The 12,392-nt window shown below is 68.7% G+C and carries 10 protein-coding genes; 3 read left to right on the plus strand and 7 right to left on the minus strand.

Going from position 1 to position 12,392, the window contains the following annotated elements:
• Nucleotides 1-142 precede the first annotated feature (142 nt).
• On the plus strand, nucleotides 143-709 hold the full coding sequence (locus ACIREI_RS07825; protein WP_403328617.1) for a GPR1/FUN34/YaaH family transporter: 567 nt from the start codon (nucleotides 143-145) through the stop codon (nucleotides 707-709).
• Between the two features lie 173 nt (nucleotides 710-882).
• Here ACIREI_RS07825 and glmS read toward each other — a convergent pair whose 3' ends face one another.
• Together glmS and ACIREI_RS07835 are read right to left on the minus strand one after the other, a co-directional pair.
• Nucleotides 883-2,700, minus strand: a complete 1,818-nt coding sequence (gene glmS / locus ACIREI_RS07830) for a glutamine--fructose-6-phosphate transaminase (isomerizing) (RefSeq protein ID WP_403328620.1) — start codon at nucleotides 2,698-2,700, stop codon at nucleotides 883-885.
• Nucleotides 2,701-2,710: 10 nt separating this feature from the next.
• Entirely contained in the window at nucleotides 2,711-2,968 is a 258-nt protein-coding gene (locus ACIREI_RS07835; protein WP_403328623.1) for a hypothetical protein, read from the minus strand.
• Nucleotides 2,969-3,164: 196 nt separating this feature from the next.
• Here ACIREI_RS07835 and ACIREI_RS07840 point away from each other — a divergent pair, with 196 nt between their 5' ends.
• On the plus strand, nucleotides 3,165-4,730 hold the full coding sequence (locus tag ACIREI_RS07840) for a fibronectin type III domain-containing protein (protein WP_403328625.1): 1,566 nt from the start codon (nucleotides 3,165-3,167) through the stop codon (nucleotides 4,728-4,730).
• A gap of 12 nt (nucleotides 4,731-4,742) precedes the next feature.
• Here ACIREI_RS07840 and ACIREI_RS07845 read toward each other — a convergent pair whose 3' ends face one another.
• Nucleotides 4,743-5,627: a DUF4429 domain-containing protein gene (locus ACIREI_RS07845; RefSeq protein WP_403328628.1), complete on the minus strand. Its 885-nt coding sequence runs from the start codon at nucleotides 5,625-5,627 to the stop codon at nucleotides 4,743-4,745.
• Between the two features lie 62 nt (nucleotides 5,628-5,689).
• Here ACIREI_RS07845 and ACIREI_RS07850 point away from each other — a divergent pair, with 62 nt between their 5' ends.
• The gene (locus ACIREI_RS07850; RefSeq protein WP_403328631.1) at nucleotides 5,690-7,273 is read left to right on the plus strand and encodes a beta-N-acetylhexosaminidase; all 1,584 of its coding nucleotides are present in this window, start codon (nucleotides 5,690-5,692) and stop codon (nucleotides 7,271-7,273) included.
• A gap of 77 nt (nucleotides 7,274-7,350) precedes the next feature.
• Here ACIREI_RS07850 and ACIREI_RS07855 read toward each other — a convergent pair whose 3' ends face one another.
• From ACIREI_RS07855 to desA, 4 genes are read right to left on the minus strand one after another with little or no spacing between them, the layout of a single operon-like run.
• Nucleotides 7,351-9,123 carry an IucA/IucC family protein gene (locus ACIREI_RS07855; protein WP_403328634.1) on the minus strand — a complete coding sequence of 591 codons (1,773 nt, stop codon included), beginning with the start codon at nucleotides 9,121-9,123 and terminating at the stop codon, nucleotides 7,351-7,353.
• On the minus strand, nucleotides 9,120-9,668 hold the full coding sequence (locus tag ACIREI_RS07860) for a GNAT family N-acetyltransferase (protein WP_403328637.1): 549 nt from the start codon (nucleotides 9,666-9,668) through the stop codon (nucleotides 9,120-9,122). The genes ACIREI_RS07855 and ACIREI_RS07860 overlap by 4 nt, the downstream gene beginning before the upstream one ends.
• Complete coding sequence (locus ACIREI_RS07865; protein ID WP_403328640.1) at nucleotides 9,665-10,948, minus strand: lysine N(6)-hydroxylase/L-ornithine N(5)-oxygenase family protein; 1,284 nt, start codon at nucleotides 10,946-10,948, stop codon at nucleotides 9,665-9,667. Before ACIREI_RS07865 ends, ACIREI_RS07860 begins: the two co-directional genes overlap by 4 nt.
• The gene (gene desA / locus ACIREI_RS07870) at nucleotides 10,932-12,374 is read right to left on the minus strand and encodes a lysine decarboxylase DesA (protein ID WP_403328643.1); all 1,443 of its coding nucleotides are present in this window, start codon (nucleotides 12,372-12,374) and stop codon (nucleotides 10,932-10,934) included. The genes ACIREI_RS07865 and desA overlap by 17 nt, the downstream gene beginning before the upstream one ends.
• Nucleotides 12,375-12,392 lie beyond the last annotated feature (18 nt).

The following is a 12,392-nucleotide window of genomic DNA, read 5'->3' on the forward strand; positions in this document are numbered from 1 at the left end:
TGGCCCAGGTGAGATGCCGCCTGGGAAGCGCCGGTCTCCTTTGTGCAGTGCGCAAATCTACTGACGCGTAGAGGTGTTTGTGCCTTTGTGAAGGGCATATACGGGTCACCGCACAACTGCACATGCATGAAGGGAGCCCGCCGTGGACAACGACGTCTCTGCGGGAAGCGGAACCACTACCGTGGTCGGCCGACTCGCCCTCGGAATCACCCTGTTGGCCTTCGGGCTGGGGTACACCGATGTGATCGACGGTGTGTCAGCCGCTGACGCCGTATCAATCGCCCAGTACGTGGGCGGAATTGCCCTCTTCGTCGCCGGGCTGATGGCCCTGCGCGATCGTGACTCCGCGAACGGGACCGCGTTCGTGACGCTCGGCGCCCTCTGGTTCACCTGGGCGGTCTCCGCCGACGCGGCCGTCTCCGACAACGCGGCGGGACTGTTCCTGCTGCTGTTCGCCCTTGTGGCGCTGTCCCTCACGCTCGCGGGTGGGGATCAACTCGGGCAGGGAGCGTACGGGTTGTTCTTCGTGTCCCTGGTGCTCATGGCGATCGCCCACTTCGCCGGCAATGACGGGCTCACCGAGGTGGGTGGCTGGTTCGCCGTCGCCGCGGGTGCGGTGGCTTGGTATGCGGCGACCGCGGCGATGGCCCACTGGCCGACCGTGCTTCCGCGACGCGCTGCGGGCCGGGGCGTGACGGCCACCGGGTAGCTGCGCGGGCTGGGGGGTTGGGCGGCTCCCCGGCGAACTGGACGGACCCCCCGTGAATGGTGGCATCACGTGGGGGTCCGTTCCTGTTTGGGGGGCCTCTGCGGGCTTGTGGGGGTTGCTCGCGCCCGCGCGGCGGAGACGCAAATCGATACGGCCCCGCGCCCCTTAGGTTCCTACTCCACCGTTACCGACTTGGCCAGGTTCCTCGGCTTGTCGATGTCCCTGCCCAGGGCCAAGGCCGTGTGGTAGGCGAGGAGTTGGAGGGGGATGCCCATGAGGATCGGGTCGAGTTCGTCCTCGTTCTTCGGGACGACGATGGTCTGGTCGGCCTTCTCCTGGGGCTGGTGGGCGACCGCGAGGATCTTGCCGCTGCGGGCCTTGATCTCCTCCATGGCGGCGCGGTTCTTCTCCAGGAGGTCGTCGTCGGGGACGATCGCGACCGTCGGGAGGGCGGGCTCGATCAGGGCCAGCGGGCCGTGCTTGAGCTCGGAGGCGGGGTAGGCCTCGGCGTGGATGTAGGAGACCTCCTTGAGCTTGAGGGAGGCCTCACGGGCGACCGGGTAGCCCCGGACACGGCCGATGAAGAGCATCGAGCGGGCGTCGGCGTACAGCTTGGCCAGCCTCTCGATCTCCGCCTCCTGCTCCATGATCTCGGCGATCTGCGCGGGCAGCTTGCGCAGGCCCTCGATGATGCGCTTGCCGTCGCGGACCGAGAGGTCGCGGGTACGGCCGAGGTGCAGGGCGAGAAGGGCGAAGGCGACCGTGGTGTTGGTGAAGCACTTGGTCGAGACCACGCAGACCTCGGGGCCCGCGTGGACGTAGATGCCGGCGTCCGCCTCGCGGGCGATCGCCGAGCCGACCACGTTCACGATGCCGAAGACCCGGGCGCCCTTGCGCTTCAGCTCCTGGACGGCGGCCAGGACGTCGTAGGTCTCGCCCGACTGGGAGACCGCCACGTAGAGGGTGTCGGGGTCCACGACCGCGTTGCGGTAGCGGAACTCGGAGGCCGGCTCGGCGTCCGCGGGGATGCGGGCCAGCTCCTCGATCATCTGGGCGCCGATCATGCCCGCGTGGTACGAGGTGCCGCAGCCGAGGATCTTCACGCGGCGGATCTGGCGGGCCTCGCGGGCGTCCAGGTTGAGGCCGCCGAGGTGCACGGTGGAGAAGCGGTCGTCGATGCGGCCGCGCAGGACGCGGTCCACGGCGTCGGCCTGCTCGTGGATCTCCTTGTGCATGTAGGTGTCGTGGCCGCCCATGTCGTACGACGCGGCCTCCCACTCGACGGTGGTGGGCTCGGCCGTGGTGCGGGTGCCCTCCGTCGTGTAGGTGCGGAAGTCGTCGGCCTTCAGGGTGGCCATCTCGCCGTCGTCCAGCGTCACTATCTGCCGCGTGTGGGCCACCAGCGCGGCGATGTCCGAGGCGACGAACATCTCCTTCTCGCCGATGCCCAGGACGACCGGCGAGCCGTTGCGGGCCACGACGATGCGGTCCGGGTAGTCGGCGTGCAGCACCGCGATGCCGTACGTGCCCTCGATGAGCCGGACCGTCTCGCGGACCTTGTCCTCCAGCTTCTCCGCCTGCGAGCGGGCGATGAGGTGGACGAGGACCTCGGTGTCGGTCTCGGAGAGGAACTCGACGCCGTCCGCCTCCAGCTTGCGGCGCAGGTCGGAGGCGTTGTCGATGATGCCGTTGTGGACGACGGCGACCTTGCCCTCGGCGTCCAGGTGCGGGTGGGCGTTCACGTCGGAGGGGGCGCCGTGGGTGGCCCAGCGGGTGTGGGCGATGCCGGTGGTGCCCTTGAAGCGCGCCGGGACCTTGGCCTCCAGGTCGCGGACCCGGCCCTTGGCCTTGACGGTCTTCAGGCCCGCCGCCTTCGGGGAGGTGACGGCGATGCCCGCCGAGTCGTAGCCGCGGTACTCCAGGCGCTGGAGGCCCTCCAGCAACAGGGGCGCTACGTCACGCTTCCCGATGTATCCGACGATTCCGCACATATGTGTATTCCTAGCCGTAGACGATCCGGCGCAGCTGGCGGAGGGTGAGCTCCGCCGGGGCCACTGCCCGGTATTTCAGGTCCGCCTCGATCTGTTCGAAGATCGTCGCGTTCACCAGGCCCTGGGCCTGCAGCTCGCGGTGGCGGCGACGGACGTATTCCTCGGTCGTCTCGTCGAAGTAGGCGAGCACATCCTGGATCACCCGCAGCGCCTCGCCCCGGTGGAGAGGGGTGGTGCGGGTCAGGTGATCAACAAGGTCGTCGTGCACTCGGTAGATCCTGGGTTATCGGAGACTCGTTCGCAAGATTTCTGCCCGATTTCGGGCAACTGGTTGGCAACCGGCTGTTGAAACTCTTGGCAGAACGTTGAGGGTCTCATGGGGGCCTGTTCCGGAGCTGTCCATGCGTCGGCTCGCATCCCGTTGCCTGAGGGGACGAGTTTCGGACGCCATGGACATTCCTCGCATGGGAGTACCCCAGCAGCTCGCCGAGCGCATGAGCATGGCCGAGCAGCACGAGTACCTGCGCGCCAGATTCTCGCGGCGCACGATGATCAGGGGCGGCGCCGTCACGCTGGGCGCCGTCGCGGGTGGCGCGTTCGTGCCGGGCGCCACCGCACAGGCCGCCGTACCGACCCAGCGCACCGCCGCGGCCACCGAGACCGTCGACGGGGCCCTCGTCGCCCCCTTCGGCCGCCACCTCGCCTACGGCAACGACCCGCGCACGGAGATGACCGTCTCCTGGCAGGTCCCGGTCGCCGTGCGGAAGCCGTTCATCCGCATCGGCGCGCACCCCTGGGACCTCTCCCGCAAGATCGAGGCCGAGGTGCGCACGCTGTACACCCCGGCCGGCGTCGGCGCGAGCGCCGACCACACCCAGTACTACGTCCACGCCAAGCTGACCCACCTGCGCCCCGGCCGGACGTACTACTACGGCGTCGGCCACACGGGCTTCGACCCCGCCGAGCCACACCTGCTGGGCACGCTCGGCACCTTCACCACCGCCCCCGCGCACAAGGTCCCCTTCACCTTCACGGCCTTCGGCGACCAGGGCGTCAGCTACCACGCGCTCGCCAACGACAGCCTGATCCTCGGCCAGAACCCGGTCTTCCACCTGCACGCCGGTGACATCGCGTACGGCGACCCCACCGGCCAGGGCAAGGCCTCCGACACCGGCTTCGACTCGCGCACCTGGGACCAGTTCCTCGCCCAGACCGAGTCGGTCGCCAAGTCCGTGCCGTGGATGGTCTCGTACGGCAACCACGACATGGAGGCCTGGTACTCGCCCAACGGCTACGGCGGCGAGGAGGCCCGCTTCACGCTCCCCGACAACGGGCCGGACAAGAAGCACCTGCCGGGCGTCTACTCCTTCGTCCACGGCAACACGGCGATCATCTCGCTGGACCCCAACGACGTCTCCTTCGAGATCCCGGCCAACCTCGGCCTCTCCGGCGGCACCCAGACCAAGTGGTTCGAGGCGCAGCTGAAGAAGTACCGGGCCGCGAAGGACATCGACTTCATCGTCGTGTTCTTCCACCACTGCGCGTACTGCACCTCCACGGCGCACGCCTCGGAAGGCGGTGTGCGCCAGGAGTGGGTGCCGCTGTTCGAGAAGTACACGGTCGACCTCGTCATCAACGGGCACAACCACCAGTACGAGCGCACGGATGTGATCAAGGGGAACGAGGTCGTCAAGAAGCTGCCGATCGGCGGCACGGCGTACCCCGAGACCGAGGGCGTGGTGTACGTGACGGCGGGGGCGGCCGGCCGCAGCCTGTACGCGTTCAGCGCGCCGGACTCCTACGAGGGGCACGAGCACGAGGTCGACTCCGTGGCCTCCTTCGTCAATCTCAAGGACGGCAAGCAGAACGAGACGGTCGCCTGGTCGCGCGTCCGCTACCTGAACTACTCCTTCCTGCGCGTGGACGTCACGCCCGCGCCGAGGGGCCGGTACGCCACGCTGAAGGTCCAGGGCATCGCCGAGACGGGTGACCGGATCGACCACTTCACGGTGGCCCGCCGGGCCAAGTAGAACGATCCGGCCCTACATCCGTTTGAGCACGGCCTGCTTGGCCATCGTGAACTCCTCGTCCGTGAGCACGCCCGTGCGGTGCAGCTCGCCGAGTTCGCGCAGGCGGCGCAGGAGGGCGTCGTGGTCGTCCTCGGCGGACGCGACCGGAGGGGAAGGCGGTTCCGGTCGCGCGTCCGGTACGTCCGCGGCGCCGGCCCTGGCCGGGTGCGGCAGGCGGGCCTGCACCGCCGCCGCGACCAGCGCCATCAGCGGGTCCTTCTTGAAGCCCCACAGCTCCACGGAGTTGGGGTCGTACTTGGGCGGGGCCTTGGTGGGCGCGTTCCTGACGGTGAAGCGGAGGTAGCCGTTCTCCAGGCCCGCCGCCGGATGCCACTCCACGGCCACGATGTCGGCCAGCGCGAGGGAGCGGGTGCCGGCGGCGGCCTTGGCGTCCTCCGTCTTCCAGTTCCACTCCAGGCGGATGTGCTCGCCGTCGAAGGTCGCCGTGCCGTCCCCGGCGGAGACCGACAGGGGCAGGGAGGGGCCCGGCAGCAGGTACTCGTCGACCGGGTCGCCCGGCACCTCGTCCAGCAGCAGGGCGTTGCGCGCCTCCTCCACGAAGTACTCGGCGACACCGTAGCGGTCGGACTCGACGATCAGCTGGTACGGGTCGTGGGGCTCGGTGAGCCGGCCGCCCGTGGCGTGCAACAGTGGGTCGGCGCCGTCGCGCAGCCGCAGTCGCAGCCGCCCGGCCTTCTTGCCCTGCTCGAAGGAGACACCCGCCAACGCCCCCAGGGGGACGACGAGTTCACCCAGTGTCTTGCGGAAAAGGCTGACGTTCTTGTCCCGTCCGGGGGTCAGTCGCAGAGCGTCGCCGTCGAAGACCCACGTGCCGTCCTTCTGGATGATTTCCGCCATGGGGGGATTGTTTCACCGGTTCTGCGGCAGAGTGGTCTCTACCAATCCTGAAGGGAGCGCATGTGAGACGGCACCACAGAACGACTCCCCGTATGACCCGGATCCTCGGGTCCCTGCTGCTCGTCGCGGCGGCCGGCGCCTTCACGGCCGGCGCGGCACCGGCGTCCGGCGAGGCGACACCGCTGGGCCGGGTGGTCCCGGCGCCCGCGTCGGTGGCGCCGGGCGGATCCCCGTACCGCATCACCGACGGCACCCGTATCGTCGTCGACGACTCCCGCGAGGCCCGGCGCGTCGGCGAATACCTCGCGGACGTGCTGCGGCCCTCCACCGGGTACCCCCTGCCGGTCACCTCGCACGGCCGGGGCGTCCGACTGCGCCTGGCGCAGGGCCCGTTCGGCGCGGAGGGCTACCGCCTGGACAGCGGCCGTGGTGGCGTCACCATCACGGCTGCCAAGCCCGCCGGCCTCTTCCACGGCGTGCAGACCCTGCGCCAACTCCTCCCGCCGGCCGTCGAGAAGGACTCCGTCCAGCCCGGTCCCTGGCTGGTCGCGGGCGGCACGATCACGGACACCCCGCGCTACGGCTGGCGCGGCGCAATGCTCGACGTCTCCCGGCACTTCTTCACCGTCGACCAGGTCAAGCGCTACATCGACCAACTCGCCCTCTACAAGATCAACAAGCTGCATCTGCACCTCAGTGACGACCAGGGCTGGCGCATCGCCCTCGACTCCTGGCCGCGCCTCGCGACGTACGGCGGCTCGACGCAGGTCGGCGGCGGCCCCGGGGGCTACTACACCAAGGCCGACTACCGGGAGATCGTCCGGTACGCGTCCTCCCGCTTCCTGGAGGTCGTCCCCGAGATCGACATGCCGGGCCACACGAACGCGGCGCTGGCCTCGTACGCCGAGCTCAACTGCGACGGCGTGGCACCCCCGCTCTACACCGGCACCGAGGTCGGCTTCAGCTCGCTGTGTGTCGGCAAGGAGATCACGTACGACTTCGTGGACGACGTGGTCCGGGAGCTGGTCGCGCTCACGCCGGGCAAGTACCTCCATATCGGGGGCGACGAGGCGCACTCCACCAGCCACGAGGACTATGTGAAGTTCATGGACCGGGTGCAGCCGATCGTCGCCGAGTACGGCAAGACCGTGATCGGCTGGCACCAGCTGACCGGCGCGACTCCGGCGGCGGGCGCTCTGGCGCAGTACTGGGGGCTGGACGGTACGAGTGCCGGGGAGAAGGAGCAGGTTGCGGCCGCCGCGCGGAACGGGACCGGAATCATTCTGTCTCCGGCCGACCGGATCTACCTCGACATGAAGTACACGGCCGACACCCCGTTGGGGCTGGACTGGGCCGGTCTGGTGGAGGTGAAGCGGTCGTACGACTGGGATCCGGGCAACTATCTGCCGGGAGCGCCGGCTTCGGCGATCCGGGGTGTCGAGGCGCCCTTGTGGACGGAGACGATCACCAAGTCGGACGACATCGAGTACATGGCGTTCCCGAGGCTGGCGGGGGTGGCTGAGCTGGGGTGGTCGCCGGCTTCCACACATGGCTGGGAGGGCTACAAGGTTCGGCTTGCCGCGCAGGGGGCGCGGTGGGAGGCGTTGGGGATCAACTACTACCGATCGCCTCAGGTGCCCTGGTAGTTCGTCTGCGGAACGTTGGACGGGCACCCCCGGAGGACCGTACTCCGGGGGTGCCCGCCAGCTTCATGGGGCCGTGGCTACAGCCCTGCGATGGGGTTCTTCAGGTTGCCGACCAGCTGGAGCGCGCCCGCCGGGTCCGCGAGGTCCACCATCTGCTTGTTGTTGCGCAGCTGGAGGCGGTTGAGGCAGGACAGCGCGAACTCGGGCGCGAACATGTCGTACTGCTTGAACTTGTCGGCGAGTTCGGGCACCGAGTGCTGGTAGTCCCGGGTGACCTCGGCGACCGTGCGCCAGAAGTCGTCCTCCTTCAGGATCCCCTCGGCGGCGAGGTTCGCGGCGAGGAAGCGGAAGAAGCAGTCGAAGACGTCCGTGAAGATGGACAGGAGCTTCTTGTCCTCGGGGACTTCCACGCGCAGCCGCTCGACCGTCGGCGGCAGCACCGCGTCCGGGTCCATGACGGCGATCTCCTCGGCGATGTCCTTGTAGATCGCGCGCTCCACGACGCCGTCCCTCAGGACCAGGATGACGTTCTCGCCGTGCGGCATGAACACCAGGTTGTAGGCGTAGAAGCTGTGCAGGAGCGGGGTGAAGTACGCCTTCAGGTAGCGGCGCAGCCACTCCGTCGGGGTCAGGCCCGACTGCGCGATCAGCGCGCCCGCGAAGGACGCGCCCTCGTGGTCGACGTGGACGAGGGAGGCCATGGTGGCGAGCGACTCGCCGTCCTGGAGGGAGGCGACCGGGCTCTCGCGCCACAGGGCCGCCAGCATCTTGCGGTACGGCGAGTAGCGGTCGGTGGCCTTCTCGTACTCCAGGTGCCGGTAGCCGACGGCGGCGCGCTCGCGGATGATCGACAGGCCGGTGGACTTCAGCACCGGGTCGTTGTCGATGAGCTGGGCCAGCCAGTCGTTGATGGCGGGGGTGGCCTCCATGTAGGCGGCCGAGAGTCCGCGCATGAAGCCCATGTTGAGGACGGACAGAGCCGTCTTCACGTAGTGCTTCTCGGGGCTGGAGCTGTTGAAGAAGGTCCGGATGGACTGCTGGGCCAGGTACTCGTCGTCGCCCTCGCCCAGGCAGACCAGGTGCTGCTGGGCTACCTCGGCGGCGAAGGTGACGGTGAGCTTGTTCCACCACTGCCAGGGGTGGACCGGGATGAAGAGGTAGTCGGCGGGGTCGAGGTCCTGGTCGCGCAGGACGCCGTGGAAGCGCTCGACGGTCTCCGAACCCAGCTCGTCCCGTACGAAGGTCTCGTACTCGATGCCGACACCCGCCGTGAACGCGGCGCGCGACTTGTGCGCCGCCAGCCATACCAGCCGGACCGGGCTCGCGGTCTCCGGGGCGTACGACAGGTACTCGTGGATGCCGAAGCCGAGCCGCCCGTTGTTGGCGACGAAGCAGGGGTGGCCCTCGGTCATACCTGTCTCGATGGCCTGGAAGTCGCTTTTGACGAGCTCGGCGACCGGGACCTGCGGCTTGGTGAGCTTGTAGCAGGTGCCGGAGAGGGTGGAGGAGACCTCCTCCAGGTACACCGGCAGGACCTCGTCGCTCAGGCCCAGGGACTTCTGCAGGTCGATGAAGAAGTCCAGGGCGGCGAGCGGGAGTTCGGCGCCGTCGCGGTGGCGGGTGATCGAGTCGGCGTCGACCTGCCAGTGGTCGAGGGCGCGGAGCACGGCCGTGAAGGTGTACCGGGTCAGGCCGTCGTCGCTGCGGACGACGTACTCGCCCGCGCCGGTGGCCTCCGGCGTGATGAGGCGCTCGTGCGCGAACTCGGCGAGCGCCTTGCGGATCAGGAGGCGGTTGGCCCGCGCCCAGCGGTGGGGGGACAGATGCGCCACGGCGTCGGACAGGGTCATACAGCTACTCCTCGGGCGGCGAAGAACTGATCGCGCGTGCAGAAACTCAGCAGCGCGCGCTTCTCCGGCTTCTGGATTTCCCGTTCGGGCACGAACCCGACGGCCTCGTTCAGGGCGTGGACGGCCTTGTTGGCCACGTCCGGCTCGACGACGACGCGCTTGACCGCGGGGTCCTCGAAGAGGTGCGCCATCACGGCGGTGATGACGGACCGGGTGAAGCCGCGGACCGGGTGGTCGGTGGGCGGCGTGAGGAAGTGCATGCCGATGTCGCCCGGCTGCGGCTCGTACAGACCGACCAGTTCGCGGTGGACGGGGTCGTAGTACTCCATCAGGAAGGCCGGTTCGCCGGCCTGGAGTCCGAGCAGCGCGTGGTGGTGCTCGTCCGCCGCGATCTCCATGTAGGCGCGCTCGACGTCCACCAGGCTCGCGTCCTGCAGCATCCAGAAGGCCGCCTTGGGGTGGGTGACCCAGCGGTGCAGCAGCCCGGCGTCCTTCAGGGGGTCGAGCGGGCGGAAGGTGAAGGTGCCCGTGGCGGTGGTGCTCATACGGCGAACTCCTGGAACGCGATCGTCTTCTCGACCGGGTAGTACTCGGTGCCGAGCAGCTCGCGGATGATGTACGCGTTCCGGTACGGGCCCATCCCCAGGTCGGGGCTGGTGATGCTGTGCGTGTGGACGCCGGCGTTCTGCAGGAAGACACCGCGGCCGGTGACGTCGATGGCGTAGTTGCGGGCGACGTCGTAGTTGCCCCGGGAGTCGTAGACCAGGCGGTCGCGCACGGGCTTCAGGAACTCCGGCTCGGCGTACTTGTAGCCGGTGGCCAGGACCAGGCCCTGCGAGTCGAGCTCGAAGTCCTTCTCCTGCTCCTCCTGGCGGAAGGACAGGGTGTAGGTGCCGTTCTCGTACCGCGCGCCGTTCAGCGAGGAGTTGGTGAGCAGACGGGTGGGGACCGGGCCGCCGAGGTTCTTCTGGTAGAGCAGGTCGAAGATCTCGTTGATGAGGTCGCCGTCGATGCCCTTGAACAGGCCCTTCTGCTCGGCGGTGAGGCGGTAGCGGGTCGCCTCCGGCAGCTCGCGGAAGTAGTCGACGTACTCCGGGGACGTCATCTCCAGCGTGAGCTTGGTGTACTCCAGCGGGAAGAAGCGCGGGGAGCGGGTGACCCAGTTCAGCCGGTAGCCGTGGACGTCGATCTCGCTGAGCAGGTCGTAGTAGATCTCGGCGGCCGACTGGCCCGAGCCGACCAGCGTGATCGACTCCTTCTTCTGCAGCTCCTGCTTGTGCCGCAGATAGCGGGAGTTGTGGATGAAGTCGCCGCCCAGGCCCTGGCAGGCCTCGGGTATGTAGGGCGGGGTGCCGGTGCCGAGGACGAGGTGGCGGGCGCGGTAGGTGTCACCGGCGGCCGTCCGTACGACGTACAGCTCGGCCGCGTCGTCGTACGTCACCTCCGTCACCGTCGTGCTGAAGCGGACGCTGCTCAGCCGGTTCGCGGCCCAGCGGCAGTAGTCGTCGTACTCGACCCGCAGCGGGTAGAAGTTCTCGCGGATGTAGAACGAGTACAGCCGGCCCTTCTCCTTCAGGTAGTTCAGGAAGGAGTACGGCGAGGTGGGGTCGGCGAGGGTGACCAGGTCCGACATGAACGGGGTCTGGAGGTGGGCGCCGTCCAGGAACATGCCCGCGTGCCACTCGAAGTCCGGCTTCGACTCCAGGAAGACACCGTCGAGCTCGTCGATCGGCTCGGTCAGGCAGGCGAGGCCGAGGTTGAACGGGCCGAGCCCGATCCCCACGAAATCATGGGCTTTGGTCGGGTTTTCAGGACGCGCGGTCAAGGGACTCTCCCAGGTACTGCTCGGCGTGGCCGGCGATCAGGTCGAGGACGGCGGCGATGTCGGCCGCCTTCGTCTCGGGGTTGAGCAGGGTGAACTTCAGGTAGTGACGGGCGCCCACCTTGGTGCCCGCGACCACCGCGTCGCCGGAGGCGAACAGGGCCTTGCGGGCGTACAGGTTGGCGCGGTCGATCTCGGCGGGGTCGGTGACGGCCGCCGGGATGTAGCGGAAGACCAGGGTGGACAGGGTCGGCTCGACCACGACGTCGAAGCGGGGGTCGGCGGCCAGCAGCTGCCAGCCCTCCATCGCCAGGTCGCAGACCTCGTCGAAGAGCTGCCCGATGCCGTCGGCGCCCATCACGCGCAGGGTCATCCACAGCTTGAGGGCGTCGAAGCGGCGGGTGGTCTGGAGGGACTTGTCGACCTGGTTGGGGATGCGCTCGGTGACCATGCGCTTCGGGTTGAGGTACTCGGCGTGGTACGTCGCGTGGCGCAGGGTCGAGGCGTCGCGGACCAGCACGGCGGAGGAACTCACCGGTTGGAAGAAGGACTTGTGGTAGTCGACGGTGACCGAGTCGGCGCGCTCGATGCCGTCGATGCGGCCCCGGTACTTCACGGAGGCGAGCAGCCCGCAGCCGTAGGCGGCGTCGACGTGCATCCAGGTGCCGTACTGCTCGCACAGCTCGGCGATCTCGGGCAGCGGGTCGATGGAGCCGAAGTCGGTGGTGCCGGCGGTGGCGACGACCGCCATGGGGACCAGGCCGTCCTTCTTGCAGCGCTCCAGCTCATGGGCGAGCGCGACGGTCTGCATGCGCTTGTCGTGGCCGACGGGGATGGAGACCACGGCGTCCTGGCCGAGGCCCAGCAGTTTCGCCGACTTCTTCACGCTGAAGTGGCTGACCTCGGAGGCGAAGATGCGCAGTTTGGCCAGGCTGTCGGTCTTGGCCTCCTCGCGGGCGAGGAGCAGGGCCTGCAGGTTGGACTGGGTGCCGCCGGAGGTGAAGACACCGTCGGCGTTCTCGCCGAGGCCTATTCGGGCCGTCGTCCAGTCGATGAGCTTGCGCTCGATCAGGGTGCCGCCCGCCGACTGGTCCCAGGTGTCCAGGGAGGAGTTGACGGCGGAGAGGATCGCCTCGCCGAGCACGGCCGGGATGACGACCGGGCAGTTGAGGTGGGCGAGGTAGCGGGGGTGGTGGAAGTAGATCGCGTCCCGGAGGTAGACGTCCTCCAGCTCGTCCAGGACCGCGGCGGTGTCCAGCAGCGGCTTGTCGAGGTCGATCGCGTCGATGGCGGGGGCGAGGGCGTCGACGGTGACACCGGTGAACGGACGGTCGGTGGCGGCGAGTTTGGCTGCCACCCGCTCTACTCCTTCGGTCACGGAGCGGCGGTACTGCTCCGCGGTCGTGTCATTGAGCAGGTGCGAGCGCATGGGGAGGTCCTCCGGTGG

Source organism: Streptomyces sp. NPDC093591 (assembly GCF_044764885.1).
Lineage (GTDB): Bacteria > Actinomycetota > Actinomycetes > Streptomycetales > Streptomycetaceae > Streptomyces.